The sequence below is a fragment of the Billgrantia sp. NRB1 genome (assembly GCF_056921725.1).
Window position 1 is genome coordinate 2,340,934 of record NZ_CM167783.1, and the last position, 21,888, is coordinate 2,362,821.

General features: G+C 61.9%; 17 protein-coding genes. 3 read left to right on the top strand and 14 right to left on the bottom strand.

The window, feature by feature from the left end:
• Window positions 1–60: 60 nt before the first annotated feature.
• On the bottom strand, window positions 61–231 hold the full coding sequence (locus ACZIYR_RS10650; protein ID WP_483526666.1) for a hypothetical protein: 171 nt from the start codon (window positions 229–231) through the stop codon (window positions 61–63).
• The gene (locus ACZIYR_RS10655; RefSeq protein ID WP_483526667.1) at window positions 183–866 is read right to left on the bottom strand and encodes a transposase; all 684 of its coding nucleotides are present in this window, start codon (window positions 864–866) and stop codon (window positions 183–185) included. Before ACZIYR_RS10655 ends, ACZIYR_RS10650 begins: the two co-directional genes overlap by 49 nt.
• Window positions 867–1,065: 199 nt before the next feature.
• Here ACZIYR_RS10655 and ACZIYR_RS10660 point away from each other — a divergent pair, with 199 nt between their 5' ends.
• Window positions 1,066–2,745 (top strand): IS1634 family transposase, encoded by a 1,680-nt coding sequence (locus ACZIYR_RS10660; protein ID WP_483526668.1) that lies wholly within the window; start codon window positions 1,066–1,068, stop codon window positions 2,743–2,745.
• Window positions 2,746–2,992: 247 nt separating this feature from the next.
• On the opposite strand, the gene ACZIYR_RS10665 is transcribed toward ACZIYR_RS10660, so the two are convergent.
• From ACZIYR_RS10665 to fliD (ACZIYR_RS10700), 8 genes are all read right to left on the bottom strand, one after another.
• Window positions 2,993–4,509 (bottom strand): IS3 family transposase gene (locus tag ACZIYR_RS10665; protein ID WP_483529070.1). Its coding sequence is split into 2 segments (ribosomal slippage): window positions 2,993–4,072 and window positions 4,075–4,509, totalling 1,515 coding nucleotides; the frame shifts between segments, so codons are not numbered across the junction.
• A gap of 63 nt (window positions 4,510–4,572) precedes the next feature.
• Window positions 4,573–4,704 carry a hypothetical protein gene (locus ACZIYR_RS10670; RefSeq protein ID WP_483526669.1) on the bottom strand — a complete coding sequence of 44 codons (132 nt, stop codon included), beginning with the start codon at window positions 4,702–4,704 and terminating at the stop codon, window positions 4,573–4,575.
• A gap of 141 nt (window positions 4,705–4,845) precedes the next feature.
• Window positions 4,846–5,493, bottom strand: a complete 648-nt coding sequence (locus ACZIYR_RS10675) for a hypothetical protein (protein ID WP_483526670.1) — start codon at window positions 5,491–5,493, stop codon at window positions 4,846–4,848.
• Window positions 5,494–5,579: 86 nt separating this feature from the next.
• Window positions 5,580–6,605, bottom strand: coding sequence for a flagellin N-terminal helical domain-containing protein (locus ACZIYR_RS10680; RefSeq protein ID WP_483526671.1), 1,026 nt, complete (start codon window positions 6,603–6,605; stop codon window positions 5,580–5,582).
• A gap of 130 nt (window positions 6,606–6,735) precedes the next feature.
• On the bottom strand, window positions 6,736–8,595 hold the full coding sequence (locus ACZIYR_RS10685) for an acylphosphatase (protein ID WP_483526672.1): 1,860 nt from the start codon (window positions 8,593–8,595) through the stop codon (window positions 6,736–6,738).
• A gap of 83 nt (window positions 8,596–8,678) precedes the next feature.
• Entirely contained in the window at window positions 8,679–9,743 is a 1,065-nt protein-coding gene (locus tag ACZIYR_RS10690) for a FliC/FljB family flagellin (RefSeq protein WP_483526673.1), read from the bottom strand.
• A 97-nt stretch (window positions 9,744–9,840) separates the two neighbouring features.
• Window positions 9,841–10,905 (bottom strand): FliC/FljB family flagellin, encoded by a 1,065-nt coding sequence (locus ACZIYR_RS10695; RefSeq protein ID WP_483526674.1) that lies wholly within the window; start codon window positions 10,903–10,905, stop codon window positions 9,841–9,843.
• Between the two features lie 305 nt (window positions 10,906–11,210).
• Complete coding sequence (gene fliD, locus ACZIYR_RS10700) at window positions 11,211–12,623, bottom strand: flagellar filament capping protein FliD (RefSeq protein WP_483526675.1); 1,413 nt, start codon at window positions 12,621–12,623, stop codon at window positions 11,211–11,213.
• A gap of 241 nt (window positions 12,624–12,864) precedes the next feature.
• On the opposite strand from fliD (ACZIYR_RS10700), the gene abiEi reads away from it, so the two are divergent.
• Both abiEi and ACZIYR_RS10710 read left to right on the top strand, forming a co-directional pair.
• A complete protein-coding gene (abiEi, locus tag ACZIYR_RS10705) occupies window positions 12,865–13,404 on the top strand; it encodes a type IV toxin-antitoxin system AbiEi family antitoxin (protein WP_483526676.1) in 540 nt (179 codons plus the stop codon).
• Entirely contained in the window at window positions 13,397–14,317 is a 921-nt protein-coding gene (locus tag ACZIYR_RS10710) for a nucleotidyl transferase AbiEii/AbiGii toxin family protein (protein WP_473033767.1), read from the top strand. The genes abiEi and ACZIYR_RS10710 overlap by 8 nt, the downstream gene beginning before the upstream one ends.
• A gap of 17 nt (window positions 14,318–14,334) precedes the next feature.
• On the opposite strand, the gene fliD (ACZIYR_RS10715) is transcribed toward ACZIYR_RS10710, so the two are convergent.
• From fliD (ACZIYR_RS10715) to ACZIYR_RS10730, 4 genes are all read right to left on the bottom strand, one after another.
• A complete protein-coding gene (gene fliD / locus ACZIYR_RS10715) occupies window positions 14,335–15,738 on the bottom strand; it encodes a flagellar filament capping protein FliD (protein WP_483526677.1) in 1,404 nt (467 codons plus the stop codon).
• 165 nt (window positions 15,739–15,903) lie between these two features.
• Window positions 15,904–17,118 carry an EAL and HDOD domain-containing protein gene (locus tag ACZIYR_RS10720; protein ID WP_483526678.1) on the bottom strand — a complete coding sequence of 405 codons (1,215 nt, stop codon included), beginning with the start codon at window positions 17,116–17,118 and terminating at the stop codon, window positions 15,904–15,906.
• 183 nt (window positions 17,119–17,301) lie between these two features.
• On the bottom strand, window positions 17,302–19,158 hold the full coding sequence (locus ACZIYR_RS10725) for a methyl-accepting chemotaxis protein (protein WP_483526679.1): 1,857 nt from the start codon (window positions 19,156–19,158) through the stop codon (window positions 17,302–17,304).
• 173 nt (window positions 19,159–19,331) lie between these two features.
• Entirely contained in the window at window positions 19,332–21,575 is a 2,244-nt protein-coding gene (locus ACZIYR_RS10730; RefSeq protein ID WP_483526680.1) for a putative bifunctional diguanylate cyclase/phosphodiesterase, read from the bottom strand.
• Window positions 21,576–21,888: the final 313 nt, after the last annotated feature.

Consider the following 21,888-nt stretch of genomic DNA (forward strand, 5'->3'; position numbering starts at 1 on the left):
CCACTCCCGTCCGTTGCCGGCAGTGTACCATGGCCGGCTTCGCACCCTCGCACGCCCCGATCACGCCACCCGACGCTCGAACACCTCACGCGCCGCGCGCATGCCTCTCAGATGCCGCGCCTGGCGGGCGGCGCAGCGGGCGGTGAGGCTGGCCGGCGTACCCACGGCGCTGCCGAAGCGCTTCAGCAGCGTGGTGGAGGCAGCGATAAAGGCCTCCGGTTCGATGCCCAAGCGCTCCAGCAGCCTGGGTGCCCGCTCGGCGATGGCGCCGCGCTTGTCCGAGCGCTGGCAGCGGCCGGTGGTCTCGACCAGCTCGAGACTGCCCTTCGAGATCGATCGAAGCTGAACGGAATCGCATTGGGCAGCCGCGCCGTGGCATCGAAGAGCATCAAGGGCTGAAGCGGCAGTGACGCGCACCAGGCCGGCACGTTGGCTGGCGCGGGCGGTGCCGCCTCATCCCCTCCCGCCGGCGCCACATGCTCTGCCTCTGGCGCCAGCGCGGCGACACGCTCGGCTACCGAGGTGTGTTCGCTGGTCTCCGGCGTTTCGGCGATACCGGCGCGAATCGGGTTCAAGTCGACATAGGCCATGGCGCTGAGGATCGCCGCCTCGTCGAGCAGCGCCTGGCTCTTGAAGCGCCCCTCCCAGAAGCGCCCTTTCACACCATCCTCGGCGTTGGCCTGGCGGGCGATGGACTCGTTTAGCACCCGCATGAACCAGGAGACATCCGCCAGCCGCTCTCGATAGGTCGCCGCCCACTGCGCCACGGCCTGACTCACGCCGGGTGCGAGCCCTTCCCCACCGCGCTCCAGGTACTGCCGCACCAGCAGCGGCCCGGTGAACAGCGACGTCCAGCGCCGCAGCACTTCGTCGTCGCTCCGGCCACTCCGCCGCCCGCGGTACATCCACCCCGACTTCGACACTTTCAGCCCGGTTTTGGCCTGAAATCGGTGTCCGCGCTCTGAAAAATCAGTGGCTTAGCAAAATCCATTCGAATTCCTTGTAGTGACACGTTTTTCTCATGGTGGCTTGCCATCCGTGGTTTGTCCGGTCTATCGTGATGACATGTTCGTCAAAGTCACCAAATCCGGCCCGCGCCGCTACGTGAAGCTTGTCGAGTCCTACCGTGACGAGGCCGGCAAGCCGCGCCAACGCGTGATCGCCACGCTGGGACGCCTGGAGGCCGTCACCGCCGGGGAATCCAGCGCGCTGATCAATGGCCTGCTGCGCGTCTCCGGCCAGCCGACGCTCGAAGAAGGCACCGGCGAGACTGACTTCGCGCCGGCGCGTTCGGTTGGCGATACCTGGCTGCTGACGTCACTCTGGAAAGAGCTTGGCCTGGATGACGCCTTCCGGCGTGTCTTGCGCAGCAAGCGCCAGTTCGATGCCGAGCGGCTGCTGCGGATCATGGTGTTCAACCGCCTCTGTGACCCGGAATCCAAGCTCGGCGTACTCCGCTGGTTGGAGGATGTCTTGGTGCCTGATGTCGACACGGCCTCGATCCGTCATCAGCACCTGCTGCGCACCATGGACACCCTCTCGGATTGCAGCGAAGCCCTCAATGACGTGCTGGCACAACAGCTCAAGCCGCTAATCGATCAAGAGCTGTCGATCGTCTTCTATGACCTCACCACGATCCGGGCAGAGGGCAAGACCTCGCTCGACAGTGACGTCCGTCATTACGGCCCTTCGAAGGAGGGCGGGATCGCCCGACAGTTCATGCTGGGCGTCGTGCAGACGGCGGAAGGCCTGCCCATCCACCATGAAGTCTTCGATGGCAATACGGCGGAAACCAAGACGCTGCTGCCAACCATCGAGACCGTAACCAAGCGCTTCAACGTGCGGCGCGTCGTGCTGGTGGCGGACCGGGGGCTGCTCTCCCTCGACAACCTGGAAGCCCTGTCCGCCGTGAGGATTGAGGGGCGCCCCCTCGAATTCATCCTGGCGGTGCCGGGTCGCCGTTACGGCGAATTCGATGACCTGTTGAAGGCGTTCCATCAAACGCACTGCCAGGATGCCGATAGCGAAGCCTACGGCGAGATAGCATGGCAGGATCATCGGTTGATCGTGGCGCACCGGCCCGAAGTGGCCAAGGTGCAGACGGCTGCGCGCGATCAGAAGATCGAGGCGCTCCAGGCCGACGCTCGCCAGTGGTTCGAGAAGCTGGACAACCAGGATGCCGGTCGCCGCTATCGTGGTAGAAAGCTCTCCGATGCCGGGGTGACGGCAAGATTCTACAAGGCCGTCACTGACGCCCATCTCGGCCATATTCTCAAAGTCGATCTGACCGCCGAGACGTTCAACTATGTGCTCGATCAGCGAGCCCTCGATCGCGCCCGGATGCTGGATGGCAAGCTGCTGCTGGTCACCAACATGGCCGACCATGAGCCCGAGCAGATCGTGGAGCGCTACCGGGCACTGGCCGATATCGAGCGCGGTTTCCGGGTGCTGAAGAGCGACATCGAGATCGCGCCGGTCTACCACCGGTTGCCGGATCGCATCCGCGTCCATGCCTTGATCTGTTTCCTTGCCCTGGTGCTTTACCGGGTGCTGAGGCTGCGGCTGAAGGCCAGCAATCATCCGCTGTCGCCGACGCGGGCACTGGAAATGGCCCGCAAGATCCAGTTCCACCAGGTCCTGCTTCACCGTCGTGAGACGGCGAGCGGCCTGACCAAGCTGAAGCCTGAGCAACGCGACCTCTTCGAAGCGATTGGCCTGCCGGCACCTGCCGCATCCCGCTTGTAGTGCCAATTTTGAAAGCGTGTTTCCAGGCTAATCAGTAGTTTACGCTTCTAACTGTCGAACTCGGGATCCACCCGCACCAACAAGTGGTAGTGGTTGCTCATCACCGCGTAAGCCGCCACGTCGATGGCGAACACCCCAGCCAGCTGGTGGAGCTGGTCAGCGATCCAGCCGCGGCGATGCTCAAAGCACTGGCCGCTTGCAGCCGGAGCCTGTCAACATAGATGACACATGAAATGGTTCTGGCTCTTTAAAATCCTGCTGCCTGCGGCACCGGATCCCTCTCGGGATTCAGATGCACTACCTCTGGCAGGCTGAGGTTTCGAATGTCACCCGACCAACGCTCTGGGTGACGCTGCTTCGCTGCCTCGAAGACCTCCCGGCGCTGCGCCAGGATGGCTTTGGCCTCACCGTTATGACGCTGGCTCGGCGTGACGTAGCGAAGGGCGCTGTGCCGGTGTTCGTGGTTGTACCACTCGGTGAATTGCTGGACCCACTCCTGGGCTTCGGTCAGTGTCGCGAAGCCGTCGACGGGAAAGCCCGGCCGGTACTTCAGCGTCTTGAAGGCCGACTCGGCGAAGGCATTGTCGTTGCTGACCCTTGGCCGGCTATACGACGGGGTGATGCCCAGATCGTAGAGCTTCTCCAGGAAGGTCGCCGCTTTCATCGGGCTGCCGTTATCTGAGTGCAGAATCAAGGGCTTGTGACGATCAGTGAGGTGCTCTCGCCAGCAGGCCTTCTTGATCAGCTCCGCGGCCAGCTCTCCGGTTTCCGTCTCGTAGACCTCGTGCACAACGATCTTGCGGCTGAAGACATCCATGATCAGGTACAGGTACCACCAGGTACCGCGTGCTGGGCCCGGCAACCAGCTGATATCCCAGCACCAAAGCCGGTTTGGGGCCGTGGCTTGGTGCGTAGTCGGAGAGCGCTTGCGCTGCGGGGCCTGCTGTCGGCCCCGGTGGTGTTGTTGGTCGTATTCATGAAGCACTCGATACATCGTCGACTCAGAGGCCAGGTAGCAGCCTTTGTCCGCCTGATCGGCCACAATGAAGGCCGGAGGGCGACTCCGATACTCCGGGGCGTTGCACAGCGCCACGATCGCCTCTCGCTCCTCAGGCGACAGCTTGTTGGCTGGTTCCGGGCGATCGGCATCGGGACGGCGATCCGCCGTCACCTCGCCTTCCGCGACCCAGCGGTAGTAGGTCCGCACATTGATGCCCATCACCTGACAGGCCTTGGCCAGCCGAGCACCGTCACGCTGGGCGTCTTGCACCAGGGTCACAATGCGCTGGCGATCCGGGAGGCTGGTCAGTCGTCCTCGTCGTTGGTCGTGCCCCAGATCGCCTCTGCCTTTTTTGACAGGGCCAGCAACGCCGCCGTCTCGGCGAGGGCCTTGTCCTTGCGATGCAGCTCGCGCTCCAACTTGCGGAGCCGCTTCTGCTCCGCCTTACGCGTCTGTCGAAGCTGCTTGGCCTGCGCTGCCGCATCGTCGTTGGCGTTCATGCAGGCATCCCGCCAAGCCTCCACCTGCTCGGGGTAGAGCCCACGCTCGCGGCAATAGGCGCTGAGTTCGGCCTCGTTCATCGGGGCCGTCTCCAGGACGATCTGGAACTTCTCCTGGCTGGTCCACTGATCGGGCTGGGTGGAACGTGATGGCAAAACCTGTCCTCGTGCTCTGGCCTGTTTCCGCCAATTGTAGAGGGTTGTCGCTGTGATGCCTTCCTGCTCGGCCAGTTCCGGGATGGTCATGCTCATGGGCGGCGCCATCTTCTTGAGGATGGCTTCCTTACGCTCTGCGGGGTAACGCACGTTGATCACCTCTCAATCCGTTTAGGTGACAACTACGTTGACGTATAGGGCAGCATCGCTGCCACACAAGAAGGCCCGGCGCACGCAGCGATTGACGAGGTGATACCAGGGCGTGGCATCCAGCGAGACGAGGGCGGCACGGGGCTCAGTCATGGTGGTGTCCGTGGCAGGGCTTGATCTCAAGGTAGCCTGCCGAGGCGGCCTGTCAAATAAGTGGGTGTCCTGTTTTCGCTGTTCTGTTTTCTAGGTGAATTCCACACCCAGCGCCGAAGAGCCCAAATAAGTCGGTGTCCTTTATTTATCTTCTCTTTCCATCAATATTACTTGAATATCTTTTCTATCTCCATACTCCATTATCACTGCAAACTCCATTGAATCATTGACGGGGAGCCAATGATGACTAAGAAGCCGAGTGATTTTAGAGGCATGCTCAAACCCTTTACGCAATACTCTAAGGCGCTCTTTTTGTGACCCGTACTGATAACCCCTCTTAGCATGAACATAATCACCCGCATCATTATATATCTCAAAAAGCTCATCTTCTGTTAAGTATACACGGTTATTTTTATCGTATTTCTCAACCTCAAACCCTCCCACACCTGTACTTATTATCCTGACAGGGTAGGGAAAATAGTTTTGATTTATTTTTTCTAGGCTTTTCTTGATTTTGCATAGCTTCCACCCTCTTCTCAAATCAGAATTCAGCTTTTCTTCTGCGGCTTCGCTAGCAATAACACAGCCAAACATTATAACTTCGTTTATTTTTCTTAGCTGGAGATAAAGCAAATCAATATCTATTTCTATAAGCCCTGTAAAAAGCTTTTGTTTGCTATGACTCACCTCCATGGCTTGAATAATGCTCATACGTTCTTTTATTTCACGCATATTTCTTTCATATCGACCCATAAGCTCTAACATTCTTTTTTCTTTTTCTGGAGACATACAGAAACACCTCATGAAATATAAAAAAACGGGGCCTTTCGGCCCCGTCATTACTTACCACTTCAGCTTTTCGGCCAAGCCTTACCTTAGCCCAGCAGAGACAGAACGTTCTGCGGGATCTGGTTGGCCTGAGCGAGGACAGAAGTACCGGCCTGCTGCAGGATCTGCGCGCGGGTCATGTTGGCCACTTCCATGGCGTAGTCGGCATCTTCGATGCGCGAACGGGCGGCAGACAGGTTGGTGCTGTTGGTGTCGAGGTTGGTGATGGCATCCTCGAAGCGGTTCTGCACGGCACCGAGGTCAGAGCGCAGGCTATCGATATCCTTCAGGGCTTCATCGAGGGTGTCCAGCGGCTGCAGCTTGGCCAGGACATCGGCATCGGCAGGGGTATCTGGATCAAGCACAGCACCGAGAGTAGGGGTAACTTCACCGTCGTTTTCAGTAAACGCGGTCACTGCAGTGTAAACGCCAGTTTCCTCGTCGAGGGAGTAGTGATCCTCCCCCAGCTGCACGATGGTGTTGGTGCCATCGGCAAATGAAACGCCATCATCATGAACATCAGAAGCCGTGACAATGCGCGGTAGTTCTTTGACATCCAGATCAGCGAGACCCAGCGTCTCGGAGGTGATCTCGCGCAGGCCAACGTTGATGGCCTCGCCGTCGTTGGCGCCCACCTGGATGGCGATGCTCTGATTGTCAGCCAGCACATTGACGCCGTTGAAGTTGGTCTCCTTGGAGATGCGGTCGATCTCGGCGGTGCGCTGATCGATCTCGTCCTGAATGGACTGCAGGTCATCGGCGGAATTGGTGCCGTTCTGGGCCTGAACGGTCAGCTCGCGGATGCGCTGGACGTTGTCGTTGATCTGGTTGAGGGCGCCTTCAGCGGTCTGTGCCACGGAGATGCCGTCGTTGGCGTTGCGCTGAGCCTGATTGAGGCCGGTAATCTGGGCGGTCATGCGGTTGGCGATGGCCTGACCGGCGGCGTCGTCCTTGGCGCTGTTGATGCGCAGGCCGGAGGAGAGGCGCTCCATGCTGGTCTGCAGGGCGTTCTGGCTCTTGCCCAGGTTGGACTGGCCAATCATGGAGGTGATGTTGGTGTTGATCACGGACATGTCGATGGTCTCTCATGTGATAACGGGTCATGAGCCTCACAGCGCTCATTCAGGTTATCGGCCTGGGCCGGCAGAGCTTTAGCCCTGCCGGCCCACTTTTCTTGCCTGGCCCGCATAATCGGCATGGCGCCTAGCAAATTTCCACTTCCCGGGGCACCTCGCCATCCCAGGGCTTGGCATCGAAGCCGGTCACATCTGCTCCTTCAGGGCCCTTGGGCACCTCATCGCACAGGGGCTGCAGGTCGGCCAGCCTGCCATGCACCACGGCCTCGACGCTGCCATCATCGCGGTTACGTACCCAGCCCGATATGCCTCTGTCACTGAGCTGATCGGCAAACCAACGCCGGTAGCCAACCCCCTGCACCTGGCCGCTGATCAGCAAGCGAAGCGTCAGTATATCGTCATCAGAAAGCGACGGCGCCGTTCCTTTCGGGAGGTTGAAGCTCCAAGGGGTTACCCCCCCCAGCTCACAGAAATGCTCATGCACCTTCTCGGTGATTTTCTTCCATGCCTGCTGAACATGATCACCTTCAGGGAGGTGATTTACCCAGTTGCGCATAGCGGGGTTCATCTCGAAAATAACAAGCCGATCAGGGTCATCGACCGATGGGGCAAAGTCCACGCCACAATAATCCAGGCCAAGCCTTTGCATTGCCTCCGCCAAGGCCTGCCAGTGCGCCTGCCCCAAGTGACTGATAGGGTCACGGCAATACTCACGCTCAAGATCAACCAGCCAAGGGTTATCCTGCATGATCTTCTCGGCGGTTTTCTTGTGAACATTGAAGCTGTCGCCAGTGAAGAGGTGGCATGGGTAAAGATCTCGCCCGACCATAAAGGCCCGATATTTGGGATATAGCCTAGCGTCCGGGCAACGCATATCCTGATAGCTGACGTCGTGATACTCAATCAGATATAGCGTCTGGGGCCCTTGTGCCAAGAGCGCATCCAGCTCTGAATAGTCATGGGATGCCGGCTCCTGCACCAGATGCATATACTTGCCCCCCTGATAGCCAGCCAACCGGACGATCAGTGGAAAAGACAATGCTTCGCGACGAGCGGCCTCTTCCACCACGTCTCTGCAGCTGTCTTTAACATTTTCCAGCTTAACGCTCTTGGGCACCACAATGCCCTTGGCTCCCACAAACCTGGCATGGTTTCCCTCTCGCGAGGCCGCCAAGACTTCCAGCGGAGCGTTCACGACTGGAACTTGAAGGCGCTCACAGAGACGATGTGCCTGAGCCAGCGCTTCAGCACAGCGCTCGGCATCCGTGATTCCGTTATAGATCAATTCAACTTCTGGCAGTTTTCTCGCCACCTCGGGCGTACTGTTCACGGCGTCCACGAACACGGTCCAGATCTCGATATTCTCACTGTCGAGGAGCGACTTGAGATTATTATGACCCTCGGTCATATGCGCCTGAAACGTCTTTCGGTTGAGACGCCACTCTGATGATTCAGCAGTCATCAACACTAGTACACGCATCTTGCGTTGGCCATCAGGCAACTTTCTTGTGGATCGAAACGGCTCGACCCGAAGTGCGCGGCGCACCCAGTAGCCGGCCTGCTCCATATGGCCGGCTTCCGTATAGAGGGCCGACAGAATGAGCATGGCCCTTGAGTCGAAAGGCTTGAGCGACACATAGCGCAGCAGCGCGCTGAGAGCGCCAAGATCCTGCCGCCCCATGGCATGAAGCTTGGCCAATAGCCAGTAGACCCGGGGGTAGTCCGGCAACTGGTAGCTGGCCGCCATCAGGGAGTGTAGCGCCTTGGTCATCTCCCCGGCTTCCAGCTCCAGCTCCCCCTGCAGCAGCAGCCCTTCTGCATGCCCGGGATCAAGCTGCTGCAACTGAAGCACTACCTGGACCGCCAGCTCATGACGCTCCATCGAGATCAGCTGCCGAGCATTGGCGGCTAGCTGATTAACCTCATCCGCATTTGGCCGCTTGGCTGCCGGCAACCTGCCATTGACTCTCTGTTGACGACGCCCCATTGCGCTTCCCCTTCTTGGCGTGGAAAAAAACCGGCCCCGTCAGGGGCCGGTTCGGCGTTAGCTCATTGGCATCAGCGCCAGATTTAACCCAGCAGCGAGAGCACGTTCTGCGGGATCTGGTTGGCCTGGGCCAGCACCGAGGTACCCGCCTGCTGGAGGATCTGCGCACGGGTCATGTCGGCCACTTCCATGGCGTAGTCGGCATCCTCGATGCGCGAGCGGGCCGCGGCCAGGTTGGTCTCGTTGGTGTCGAGGTTGGTGATAGCATCCTCGAAGCGGTTCTGCACGGCACCCAGGTCGGAGCGCAGGCTATCGATATCCTTCAGCGCCTCATCGATATTGGCCAGCGGCTCAAGCTGAGTTTTCTCAAGATCTTCAACTGCAGTGATATCGCCATCGCCAGTGAAAGTGACTTGTCCATCTTCTGCAACTGAAGCGGCGTCACCCAACTCGTCAAAGGCTACATCGCCATCACTATCAATATAGCGCTCATAGTACATGGCGTCGCCATTCTCATCATTGATGGCGACGACCTGGCCGTCGTTGTCCAAGCCACCGAAGGAAGTCCCGACACCATTGGCATCGTCCTCGAAGTCACCGGCCACCTGAATCTGCGGCAGGTTGGTGACATCCAGGTCTTCGATCTCCAGGGTTTCGCTGGTGATTTCACGCAGGCCAACGTTGATGGCCTCGCCGTCGTTCGCCCCCACCTGGATGGCGATGCTCTGGTTGTCGGCCAGCACATTGACGCCGTTGAAGTTGGTCTCCTTGGAGATGCGGTCGATCTCGGAGGTGCGCTGATCGATCTCGTCCTGAATGGACTGCAGGTCATCGGCGGAGTTGGTGCCGTTCTGGGCCTGAACGGTCAGCTCGCGGATACGCTGGACGTTATCGTTGATCTGGTTCAGGGCGCCTTCGGCGGTCTGGGCCACGGAGATGCCGTCGTTGGCGTTGCGCTGCGCCTGGGAGAGGCCGGTGATCTGGGCGGTCATGCGGTTGGCGATGGCCTGACCGGCGGCGTCGTCCTTGGCGCTGTTGATGCGCAGGCCTGAGGAGAGGCGCTCCATGCTGGTCTGCAGGGCGTTCTGGCTCTTGCCCAGGTTGGACTGGCCAATCATGGAGGTGATGTTGGTATTGATCACGGACATGGTGATCTCCTTGTCTCAGAAAGTCAGGTGGCAACCGATGCTGTTACCTATGCTATCGGCCGCCACGGCCAAATCTTTAGGGTGCCAAGCGTGTCAATTAGCCCAGCAGCGAGAGCACGTTCTGCGGGATCTGGTTGGCCTGGGCCAGCACGGAGGTACCGGCCTGCTGGAGGATCTGCGCGCGGGTCATGTCGGCCACTTCCATGGCGTAGTCGGCATCCTCGATGCGCGAGCGGGCCGCGGCCAGGTTGGTCTCGTTGGTATCGAGGTTGGTGATGGCATCCTCGAAGCGGTTCTGCACGGCACCCAGATCGGAGCGCAGGCTATCGATATCCTTCAGGGCTTCGTCGATATCGGCAAGGGGCGTCAGGCCTACAGCAGAAGGGTCCTCAACGACTTCGTTTTCATCATTAATGTGGGCAGCATCGAAGTCTTCGAATGTCACTACACCGTCTTCATTGACCTCTACAGTGCCCAGCTCAACGAACACCGTATCACCGTCATCATTTGTCGTGCGGAGATAGTTCGTGTCGTCGAGACTCACTACTGTGCCAGCGGCTACTTCCTCATCGCCAAAGGTGAGTCCAGCGTCCTCACCTTGCGCAAAATCGGTAGCCGACTGCACCTGAGGCAGATCGTTGACATCCAGATCTTCCAGGCCGAGGGTTTCGGTGGTGATCTCACGCAGGCCAACGTTGATGGCCTCGCCGTCGTTGGCGCCCACCTGGATGGCGATGCTCTGGTTATCGGCCAGCACATTGACGCCGTTGAAGTTGGTCTCCTTGGAGATGCGGTCGATCTCGGCGGTGCGCTGATCGATTTCGTCCTGGATGGACTGCAGGTCATCGGCGGAGTTGGTGCCGTTCTGGGCCTGAACGGTCAGCTCGCGGATACGCTGGACGTTATCGTTGATCTGGTTCAGGGCGCCTTCGGCGGTCTGGGCCACGGAGATGCCGTCGTTGGCGTTGCGCTGCGCCTGGGAGAGACCGGTGATCTGGGCGGTCATGCGGTTGGCGATGGCCTGACCGGCGGCGTCGTCCTTGGCGCTGTTGATGCGCAGGCCGGAGGAGAGACGCTCCATGCTGGTCTGCAGGGCGTTCTGGCTCTTGCCCAGGTTGGACTGGCCAATCATGGAGGTGATGTTGGTATTGATCACGGACATAAGACGATTCCTTGCTAGCGGTTAGGGGCTCCCTTGGTGGGCCCACCGAGCGAATTAACGGCCCAGCAGATGGGCCTACCGCAACGGCGCCGTTGGCCGTTACCTTGTTATAACGGCGGTTTGGGCCGGGACTTTAGGGGTGAAATGCAAAATCTTGGCTTTGATTGGCGCCAAGAGGCGCTCCGCCCGGTGAGCCATGACTTCCATTCGCCTGGAGGAGCCGGGCTTCTCCCCATTCGCAAAGCCGCATACCACAGCGCCCGGCGGGGCCGGGCGCTGTGGTTGGGCAGTGGTCGGCACCGCCGCTAGCGCTTCTGGTTGCCCAGCTGCGCCAGCATGTCGAACTGCTGGGTCAGGTAGGAGCTGGTCTGGTTCATCTGGGCGATCATGGCGTCGAGCTGGCCGAACTGCACCCGGTAGCGCTCGATGGTGCGATCGATGCTTTTCTCCATGCGCTCGTAGCGCTCGTCCAGCCGCTCCATGCGGCTCTCGGCGCCCTCCACGGAGAGGCTGATCAGGCCGTTGTCATTGAGCATTCCGTCCAGGGTGGTGTTCATCTGCCCGGCCATGCCGCCCTTACCATCGGCGCCGGCAAAGAACTCGCCCAGCGCCGCCATGTCCCCGCTGACCACATCGTTGAGCACGTCGTCATCCAGCTCGAGGGTGCCGTCGCGCTGCAGGGTGATGCCGATATCGCTGAGCATGCGCAGTTCGCCTTCGGCCACGCCGCCGGCGAGCACGCTGCGCAGGCGCGATTCGATGGTACGCACGGTGGCATCGCCGTTGAGCTCGCCGGCCTGGCCGGTCTCGGCATTGAAGGAGCTCAGCGTGCCGATGGTGCCCTTGAGGTCATTGAAGGCCTTGACGAAGCCCTGCACCGCCTCGCGGGCCTTGAGGGTGTCCTGCTCCACCCGCAGGGTCTGGGTCTCGCCTGCCGCGGTGGTTTCTTCCAGGTTGAGCGTCACCCCCTGAATGGCCCCCTCCACCCGGTTGGTGGCGCTGGTGATATCGATGCCGTTGACCTTGAGCTCGGCATCCTGGCCGGCCTGGGTAATCACCTGGTTGTCGGCGAAACTGGCCACATCGTCCTTGGCATCGGCGCTGAGGATGTCGTGGAAGTTGGTGCTGGCGATGGAGGCGTCGGCGCCGGTCTCCTTGCTGTTCAGCGCCAGGCGGTAGCCGCTGCCGTCGTTGACGATGGAGGCGCTGACGCCGGCGTCCTCCTTGGCGTTGATGGCGTCACGGATATCTTCAAGGGTGTCACCCTCGGCAAGCTCCACCTCGACCGGGGCCACGTCGTCCCCAGCGAAGTCCAGCACCAGCTTGACGTGTGTATCACCCGGAGCGGGCTGGCCGATGATGGCCTGGTCCGGTGCCGTCACGCGCTGGGTCGCCAGGGTGCCGGCCCGCGCCAGCTGGCTCACCTCCACGCTGTAGGTGCCGGGCTGGGCCTCCTTGCCGGCGCTGGCGGTAAAGGCGTCGCCGCGCACATTGGTGGAGAGGCTCTGGTAGAGCGAGGCGTCGTTGAGCTTGGCCACGCTGTCTTGAAATGACGTGAGCGAGCTCTGCAGCTGGCCGTAGGCGGAGATTCTGGCCTGCTGCTGCGCCTTCTGCCGCTGGATGGGCTCGAGCTTGCCGCGCTCGGCATCGCGCAGCTGGTCGAGCAGGCCGGTGAGGTCGAGGCCTGAGCCCACACCGAGGGAGGTGATGGTTGCCATAGGGTGCACGTCCTTTGTCGAAACCCATAACGGGCTTGACAAGGAGTATCGGCACCGCGAGCGACAACTTTAGCACCGAGAGAAAAAACCCGGCCGAAGCCGGGTGGAGTCTGTGTGAAGGAAGCCGACGTGGCGATCAGCCACCGCCCAGCTGGGCATCCATGGTAGCGAGCAGCTGAGCCTTGTTGCCACGGAACAAGTAGACAGATAGACTATTCAAAAATAGTTTTTGTGTCCACTTATGAACTATCAAACGGCTCGACAACGCTTCGATGAGTGGGATCGCCGTGAGGGGCGCAGCCTGTTTACCCGACGCGACCTGGCAAAGCTCTTTCTCGAAGATAGCCCCAAGACGCTGCAGGAAGGCATCAACCGGCTACGCCGGCAGGGGCTGCTGGAAGGCGTTGCCAGGGGGATCTACGTCTATGCGCTGGCCAGAACGGAAGACCCCTACCGGCTCGAACGAGTCGCCCGCGCGATGCGCCGCGGGGAGTACAGCTATGTGAGCCTGGAATCGGCCCTGTCGGAGTATGGCGTTATCTCGCAAATTCCCGTGGACCGCCTTACTCTCATGACCACCGGGCGGAAGGGCACCTATCGCACCCCTTATGGCATCATCGAGTTCACCCATACCAGCCGCCCCGCTTCCAGCGTGCTGGCCAGGAGCCAAGACGTAGGCCGCCCTTTGCGCCTGGCAACCCCTGCGGCCGCCTGGGCAGACCTGAAGCGTGTCGGGCGCAATACCCATCTCGTCGACACAGAGGCACTCACCGATGATTGATCCCGCCGATTTCGAAGCGCTGGTGGCCCGCGCCATGGCAGAGCCGGGCAGGCAGGCCATGCGCCCGGTGATCGAGAAGGAGCTGCTCCACTTCGATATTCTCTTTGCCCTGGATCGCGAGGGGTTGCTCGACGACCTGACCTTCCAAGGAGGCACATCGCTGAGGCTTTGCTACGGGGCCTCCCGTTTCAGCGAGGATCTTGACTTCGCCGGTGGCAGTGACTTCCAAAGCGCGGACGTGGCCGCGATCAAGGCTTGCATCGAAACCTATGTCAGCCAGCGATATCGCCTCGAGGTGACCGTCAAGCCGCCCGCAGCGCTTCGCCACGAGCCGGCCTACGAAGAGATCAAGGTCGATAAGTGGCAGGTGGCCGTGGTGACCTCACCCAGCCGCCCTGACCTTGCCAAACAGCGCATCAAGCTGGAAATTGCCAACATTCCTGCTTATACCCGGCAGGCCAGAAGCCTGCAGGTGCACTACCCCTTCCTGCCGGATGGCTACGGTGACCTGCTTGTCATCTGCGAGAGTCTCGACGAGATACTAGCCGACAAGCTGGTATCTCTGGTCAATACACACAAGTACGTAAGATACCGCGATATCTGGGACCTGCAGTGGCTCAAGCAGCAGGGAGCCAAGCCGAACACCGACTTGATTGAACAGAAGCTGCGGGACTATCGCGTCGAAGGATACGAGGAAAAGGCAAGAGCAATGGTCGATAGGTTGCCTGACATCATCGACAGCGATGCCTTCATGAACGAAATGACCCGCTTCCTTCCGGCAGACACCCTTGAGCGTACCCTGCACAAGGTCAAGTTTACGGCGTTTCTCTGTCGAGAGCTGAGCGAGACGCTACTCGGCGTAGTGGTGGCACTTGAAAAGGGCACCACCACACCGCCATCGTTCAGACTTTAGCTTGCAGAAATTCCCGATCAGTCGCGGCCCAGTTGGGCATCCATGGCGGCGAACTGGCCGGTCAGGAATTCGCTGGTCTGATTCATCTGGGCGATCATGCCGTCGAGCTGGCCGAACTGGGCGCGATAGCGCTCCATGGTCTGTTCGATGCTCTGCTCCATGCGCACGTAGCGTTCGCCAAGGCTTTCGATACGGTCCTCGGCGCCGGAGATAGAGCTACCGAGCGCGCCGTTGCTGCTGAGCAGCTGGTCCGACGTGTCGGCGAGGCGCCCTGCCATGCCCGGTGTGTCACCGTCCCCGGCGAAAAAGGCGCCCACGCCGTCCATGTTGTTGGCAACGGCGCTGTCGAGCTGGCTTTCGTCCAGGCTCAAAGTGCCGTCGAGCTCGAGCGAGATGCCCACGTCGCTGAGCAGCGCCACGCTGTCCTCACCGGGGGTGCCGACCATGGCGCTGAGGTCGTTGCGCAGCCGCGACTCCACGGTGCGAACGGCGCTGTCGCCGAGCAATTCACCGACCTGGCCAGAGTCGGCATCGAACGAGGTATGGCCACCAATGGTGCTCTTGAGGGCGTTGTAGCTCTCGACAAAGTCTTGAACCGCCTCGCGCACGGCACGGGTGTCCTGCTCCACCGCCACGCTGCTGCTGCCTTCCTGCTGCAGGTTCAGGGTCACACCCTGGATGGCGCCTTCGACCTGGTTGGTAGCGCTGGTGATGTCGATGCCGTTGACGCTGAGAGCGGCATCGCGCCCTTCCTGAACCACTACGCCTTCGACGTCATCCTCGGGGTCGCTGACGACAACGCCGTCGGCAAAGAATCCCGCCTCGAAGGTCATGCCGGTGATGGAGGCGGCCTCGCCGGTCTCGTTGGACATCAGGGCCAGGCGGTAGCCGTCGCCGTCGTTGACCACGCTGGCCGAGATATTAGCGCCTTCATGGGCGTTGATGGCGTCGCGGACATCCTCGAGGGTGCTGCCGGCGGCCACGGTGACATCGATGCTCTGCGGCTCGCCGTCCGGGGCATTGTCGAAGGCCAGCGTCAGGGTCCGCTCACTGTCGGTGAGGGCCTGGTCGAGGTCGGCTTCAATCCGCTGGGAGGCGAGAGTACCGGCGCTGGCCAGCTGATCGACCTCGATGGCGTACTGCCCCGGCGAGGCCTCGGGGCTGGCGGCGGCCTGCACGGCATCGCCGCCAACGCTGGCGGAGAGGCTTTCGTAGAGGGAGGCGTCGTTGAGCGCATTGGCGCTGCTCTGGAAGCCGGAAAGCGCCCCCTGCAGCTCGCCATAGGCGGAGATCTTGACCTGCTGTGATTCGATCTGCTGTTCGATGGGCTCGAGCTTGCCGCGCTCGGCCTCGTTGAGCTGGCCCAGAAGACCGTTGAGATCCAGGCCGGAGCCAACGCCGAGGGAAGTAATGCTAGCCATGAGAACTGCCTTTGGCCGGTGAGTTTTGCTGCTCGCTATTTATGACATCGGCAGGCGCCGGTGGGACTTTAGGGCTCGAGGGCTTCCACCTCGAGGGCGACGATCTGGCGCCGCTCCCGGGAGAACTCCACGCCGATCAGGTGGATCGGCTTGCATCATGCGACCTCAGGGCTTCGTGATGCTGCCCAGAATGGCGGAGGCTTCTTGGTGCGCCTCGAGGTAGCTTGCCAGCAGCCCAGGCTCCATGCTCTCGAGATCACGCTTCATCAGCAGCGCATGCTCGGTCTGCCTGACCTGCTTTAGAAGCTGGCCCAGCGCCCCCCGCTCATCCACGACGGCGTCCCGGATACCGACTTCCACATTAAGGTGCTTCATGAAGAGTGCCGGCTCAAGCCCCATGAGCAGGTCGACCCCACTCATCAAGCCCACCAGGTAGGCATCTCCTCCCGCCAGCTCCGAGCGCCGAGACTCCCTGGCAATCAGCTCACACAGCCTGGCACGGGCCAGCACCAGCACGGCATGCTCTCGGGATGCCCCCTGCAGCAGCTCGAAGATCACGACCCAGCGACGCAGACTATCGAGCCCGAGTCGCGTGACCACATCATGCACGGATTCGATAGGCCGCCCGCCGCGATAGAAGGGGCTGTTGGCGATACGAATGAGCTTGAACGTCAAACTGGGATCACTGGCAACGGTATCGGCCACCTCCCTGAAGCTGGTCTCCTGGCGGTGAAGCACTTCCATCAGCTTGGCCAGCTGAACGGCGGAAGGCGGCAAAGCCCTGCCGCGAACATCACGGGGGCGGGCGAAGAAGTAGCCTTGAAACAGATCGAAGCCCGCTTCCCGATAGCGCTCGAATTCCTCCCGGGTCTCGACCCTCTCAGCCAGCCAGCGAACATCAAGGTGGTCAAGCGATGCCTTGCGACGCAGCAACTCATCAGGATCGCGCCCCAGCACATCAACCTTGATGAAAGCGGCATAGTCGAGCAGTGGCGCCCATCTGTCCGAGAACTCGAAATCATCCAGAGCGAACCGAAAGCCCTGACGGTGCCAATAAGCCACACATTCGATGATCTCCAGTGTGGGCTCGATGCGTTCGACCAGCTCGATCACCACGTGCCGGGGGGGAACCGGCAAAAAGCCCCGGGACAGCAGAAACTCGGCAGAGACATTGATGAAGACCGGCACACCATTCTGCGCGGCCTGCTCGCCGATGCCCGTGCACAGGTTGTAAAGCAGCTCGGAAGTTGCCAGCTCCTCGCCGATTTCCAGGGCCCCCTGCTGGCGATCATTGCGGTAGAGCAGCTCGGCAGCGGCCAGGTTACCGCTGCGATCGAAGATCGGCTGCGATGCCATTAGCGTGGAAAGCGTATCGTCCATGATATCCCTATACGGCATACGCCCTGCAGGAGCCTATGGATGACAAGCCCTCATTGAGGAGGACTCATCCTACAGGACGCTTTTTGTGTTGTTGAAGCTCCGGCCACCAAGCAAAAGGAGGCCAGAAACCTGCTGTCACTGAGACTCACATGGCCAGTATCACCGAGATGACTGCAGTATCACTCAAGCCGGCTGACCTTGATGCGTCAGACGCTTCTGGTCGCTGGCATCGGGGTGCTCTCCTACCGTAAAGCCCCCGACAGCTTCGGCCAGCCGCTCGGCCTGCTCCTTGAGCTGTTCGGCGGCGGCGGTGCTCTCTTCTACCAGGGCGGCGTTCTGCTGGGTGACGCGGTCCAGCTCGGCCACCGCCAGGTTGACCTGACCGATGCCATCGCTCTGTTCGCCGGTGGCGGCGCTGATCTCGCCGAGGACGTCGGCCACGCGCTTGACGCGCTCCACCAAGCTCTGCAGGGTCTCGCCAGTCTGATGAACCAGGGTGGTACCCGCTTCCACTTTGGTTTCAGAGCGGTCGATCAGCTCGCGGATCTCCCGGGAGGCATCGGCGGAACGGGTCGCCAGCTGGCGCACCTCGTTGGCCACCACCGCGAACCCCCTGCCCTGCTCACCGGCCCGGGCGGCCTCCACCGAGGCGTTGAGGGCCAGCAGATTGGTCTGGAAGGCAATGCCATCCATGACCTTGACGATGGCGGCGATCTGCCCGGAGGCGTTACGAATCTCCTCCATGGTGCTGACCACCTGCTGCATCTCGTCACCGCTCTGGGAGGCCACCTCGGCGGCGGACTGGGAGAGGCCGTTGGCCTCACGGGCAGAGTCGGCGGTGTGGCCCACGGTGCTGCTGATCTGTTCCACGGAGGCGGAGGTTTCCTGCAGGCTTGAAGCGGCACTCTCGGTGCGCCGCGAGAGATCCTGGTTGCCCAGGGTAATCTCACCCGACGCCAGCCGCACCTGCTCGCTGCTGTCGCGAATGGTGCGCATCACGCCTTCCATGCGCGAGACGAACTGGTTGAAGGCGGTGGCGATCTGCGCCACCTCGTCGCTGCCACCTTCCGGCAGACGACGCGTCAGGTCCCCCTCGCCGCTGGCGATATCGACCATGGCATCGCGGGCCGTCTTGAGCCGGCGGAACATCACCCGCAGCAGGGCACCCAGCACCAGCGCCGCGGCGCCGGCTACCGCCAGCAGCGTCACCGCCGAGGTGCCCAGCACAGCGCGCAGCCCGGCCGTGGCCTCCGCGTCGTTGAGCGCCACCACCAGCTGCCAGTCGGTGCCGGCAATGCCGGCGCTGCGCAGGCGCTTGGCCTCGCCGGACAGGTTGACGGGCATGGGCTCGCGGGTGGCTTCCAGCTCGGCCAGGCGGGCGGCATCGAGCGAGGGGGCAAGCTCGGTGGTGGCGGCCAGGCTCATCTCGGGGTCGGGGTGGGCCACCAGGGTGCCGTCTGCGGTGGTAAGAAACGCCAGACTCGACGGCGTGGGCGCAATCTCGGTGACGATATCGATGACGTCGGAAATGACGATATCGCCACCGGCAACGGCGTTCAGCCGGCCGTTACGATAGAAAGGCGTGGCGATAGTGACCACCAGGTTGCCGGTATTGGCGTCGACGTAGGGGGCGGTGATGATGGTCCCTTCCGCCTCGACGGCGGCGCGATACCAAGGGCGCTGGCGCGGGTCGAAGTCATCGCCGGGCTGCCAGCCATCGGAGAAGACGGTGTCGCCATCGCGCGGGTCGCCGAGATAGACGGCGAGAAACCCGCCCGCCTGCTCGACGAGCAGCAGATCGTCGAGGGAGTCGTCAATGTCGTTGCCCACGCGCAGCGCCTCCATCATGGCGATTCGCGGGGCGAACCACTCGCTGATGGCATTGGCGTTACCCTGGGACACGGCGGCCAGGTTACGACCGATCTGATCATCGTTGTGGGAGCGCACCGTCAGGTAGTTGGCCAGGGCATTGGCCAGCAACGCCAGCACGATAACCACCAGAGTGGTGAAGAGGATACGGAGTCGCAGGGAAGACAACATAGGGAGTCGCTCGCGGTCATTGTGTCGGATGCCAGGGGCCGCACGCGGGTGCTGCGCGCGGAGCCTTCCAGGGCTATCGTCCGATGACGCGAAAACTTGAAGAAAAACAGCCTACGCGATTGGCAAATCGCCAGATCAAAAGCCTTCCAGATGCACGAGCGACTTGATACCGATCAAGTCGGCGCGACACTGGCCGCCAGCCCCTGCCATTCTTGGCGCCGCGGCCATTCGGCCAGCCAGTCGGGCAGCGCTCCGGCGGGCATGGGGCGGGCGATGCCGAAGCCCTGGGCCAGTCGGCAGCCGAGGCCCAGCAACTCGGTGGCGTGGTCTAGGCTCTCGACCCCCTCGGCCAGCAGGGCCCGGTCGAAGCGCTTGGCCATGTAGATGACGCTCTCGACGATGGCGCGGTCGCTTTCGTCGCTGAGCATGTCGCGCACGAAGCTCTTGTCGACCTTGATCAGGTCCACCGGCAGCTGGCGCAGGTAGGTGAGCGAGGAGAACCCGGTGCCGAAGTCGTCGATGGCCACCTCCACGCCCATCGCCTGGCAGCGGGAGATCACCTTCAGGGCCGCGGCGATGTCATGCATGGCGGCGGTTTCCACCACCTCGAGCTTGAGCCGCGAGGGTGCCACCGCGGGCATGGTGGCCAGCAGGCCGGAGAGCTGGGTGACGAAGTCGGGGGCGAGTAAGTGGGCGGGACTGATATTGACGCTGACCGGGAGATCGCCGCCCTCCCCCTTCCAGCACGCCAGCTGCTCCAGGGTCGCCTTGAGCACCCATTCGCCGAGCACCGCCTCCAGCCATGAGCCTTCGATCAGCGGCAGGAACTCGCCCGGCGCGAGCAGCCCCTTGTCGGGATGCTGCCAGCGCACCAGCGCCTCGAAGCCCACCACGGCGGCCGTGGCCATGTCGATCTGGGGCTGGTAGTGCAGGCAGAGCTCGTTACGCTGGATGGCCTGTTCGAAGCGTCGGCGCTCGATCTGGCAGCGCTGAAGGCGCCGGTCCTGGCCCGGGTCGAAGCGCGTCAAGGTGTTGCGGCCGTTCTGTTTGGCGCGATACATCGCCTGCTGGGCGTGGCGCAGCAGCACATCGGCTTCCACCTCGTCCATCGGGAAGGCCGCCAGCCCCAGGCTCGCCGTCACGCTCACCGAGCGCCCCCCCAGCCGGAAAGGCTGACGGATCGCCTCGAGCAGCGCTTCGAAGGCCGCCTCATCGGCGACGTCGTGCATCAGCAGCACGAACTCGTCACCACCGGTGCGCACGATCAAATCCTCGCGGCCCAGATGGCGGTTGATGCGGTGGGTCAGCGCCAGCATCAGCCGGTCGGCCAGCGCGCTGCCCATGCGCTCGTTGACGCGCTTGAAGTGGTCGACATCCAGGGCGCAGACGGTAAGCGTGCCGCTGCGGCGGCTGGCCTGCACCAGCGCCTCCTCGAGCCGGCGGGCCAGCTGGGCGCGACGGGACGCCCCGCGATATTCGTCGATGAAGCGGGGTGCGGCCGGCAACAGCACCTCGGCCGGCGCGGAAGGCTCGACCGCCTCGGCGTCTTCCGGGTCGACCTCTACCCGGTTGCGGCCGCGCCCCTTGGCCCGATACAGGGCCGCATCGGCCCGCTGGATCAGGTCGCGGGCGCTGTCGCCGGCAGTGAAAGCGGTCAGGCCCAGGCTGATGGTCACGCCCGGGCCGGGCATGGCGGCGGCAGCCACGTCGGCGCGCAGCCGCTCGGCCAGCTGTCGGGCGCCATGCAGGGGCGTGTCCGGCAGCAGCAGGGTGAACTCCTCGCCCCCCCAGCGCGCCAGCAGGTCGCTCTTGCGTAGCCGCTGCTGCACGAGATCGGTCAGGGCATGCAGGATGGCATCGCCGACGTCGTGGCCATGGTTGTCGTTGACGCGCTTGAAGTGATCGATATCGAAGAACATCAGCGACAGCTCGGCCCCGCTCTCCCGCGCGACCTTCACCGACTTGACCAGGGCGCGATCGAAGGTGCGACGGTTGGCGGCACCGGTCAGGTGATCGCGGCTCGCCTCCTGGGCGAGGGTAAGCTCGAGCCGCTTGCGCTCGGCGATATCGTGAAACACCGACACGTAGTGATGCACGCGATCGTCCTCCCCCTTCACGGCGGTGATCGACTGCCACACCGGGTAGATCTCGCCGTGTCGGTTACGATTCCAGATCTCGCCCTGCCAGTGGCCCTGATGGCGCAGCGCATCCCATAGACGGGCGTAGAAATCTGGCCCATGGCGGCCGGACTTGAACATCCGCGGGGTGTTGCCCAGCACCTCATCGGCCCTGAAGCCGGTAATCTGGGTGAACGCCCGATTGACGCGCCGAATGCGCATTCGTTCATCGGTGATGATGGTGGCCTGGCCGGTCTCGAAGGCCGTGGCCATCAAACGCAGCTGATCCTTCGCACTCATCGACTCGACGTCGCTTTCCGCATTTCCTTGATCGCTTCGAACCGCCATCGATGCGCCGTGATACTCCGCCTGCTCCTTACCCATCACCCGATTCCTTGTCCCGACTGGTTGCCGCCCCGGTGGTGCCCAGGCCTGATCCCGATTGATAATGCGATCACCGGGCCTTGGCCAGGCATCATTTTCTATATCGTGATAAAGCATCGCGCAACTTGATGGATGTCAACAATCGCGCGATTTTCTTGTACATACGCTGTACAGGATTTTCCTCACTATAGTGGGACTTTTACCGCTCCGCAAATGAAACGGGGAAAGG

Coding starts and splice junctions, on each gene's coding strand:
- ACZIYR_RS10660 (WP_483526668.1), top strand. CDS start 1,066: ATGTTCGTCAAAGTCACCAAATCCGGCCCGCGCCGCTACGTGAAGCTT.
- ACZIYR_RS10670 (WP_483526669.1), bottom strand. CDS start 4,704: ATGACTGAGCCCCGTGCCGCCCTCGTCTCGCTGGATGCCACGCCCTGG.
- ACZIYR_RS10675 (WP_483526670.1), bottom strand. CDS start 5,493: ATGTCTCCAGAAAAAGAAAAAAGAATGTTAGAGCTTATGGGTCGATAT.
- ACZIYR_RS10680 (WP_483526671.1), bottom strand. CDS start 6,605: ATGTCCGTGATCAACACCAACATCACCTCCATGATTGGCCAGTCCAAC.
- ACZIYR_RS10685 (WP_483526672.1), bottom strand. CDS start 8,595: ATGGGGCGTCGTCAACAGAGAGTCAATGGCAGGTTGCCGGCAGCCAAG.
- ACZIYR_RS10690 (WP_483526673.1), bottom strand. CDS start 9,743: ATGTCCGTGATCAATACCAACATCACCTCCATGATTGGCCAGTCCAAC.
- ACZIYR_RS10695 (WP_483526674.1), bottom strand. CDS start 10,905: ATGTCCGTGATCAATACCAACATCACCTCCATGATTGGCCAGTCCAAC.
- fliD (WP_483526675.1), bottom strand. CDS start 12,623: ATGGCAACCATCACCTCCCTCGGTGTGGGCTCAGGCCTCGACCTCACC.
- abiEi (WP_483526676.1), top strand. CDS start 12,865: ATGAACTATCAAACGGCTCGACAACGCTTCGATGAGTGGGATCGCCGT.
- ACZIYR_RS10710 (WP_473033767.1), top strand. CDS start 13,397: ATGATTGATCCCGCCGATTTCGAAGCGCTGGTGGCCCGCGCCATGGCA.
- fliD (WP_483526677.1), bottom strand. CDS start 15,738: ATGGCTAGCATTACTTCCCTCGGCGTTGGCTCCGGCCTGGATCTCAAC.
- ACZIYR_RS10720 (WP_483526678.1), bottom strand. CDS start 17,118: ATGGACGATACGCTTTCCACGCTAATGGCATCGCAGCCGATCTTCGAT.
- ACZIYR_RS10725 (WP_483526679.1), bottom strand. CDS start 19,158: ATGTTGTCTTCCCTGCGACTCCGTATCCTCTTCACCACTCTGGTGGTT.
- ACZIYR_RS10730 (WP_483526680.1), bottom strand. CDS start 21,575: ATGAGTGCGAAGGATCAGCTGCGTTTGATGGCCACGGCCTTCGAGACC.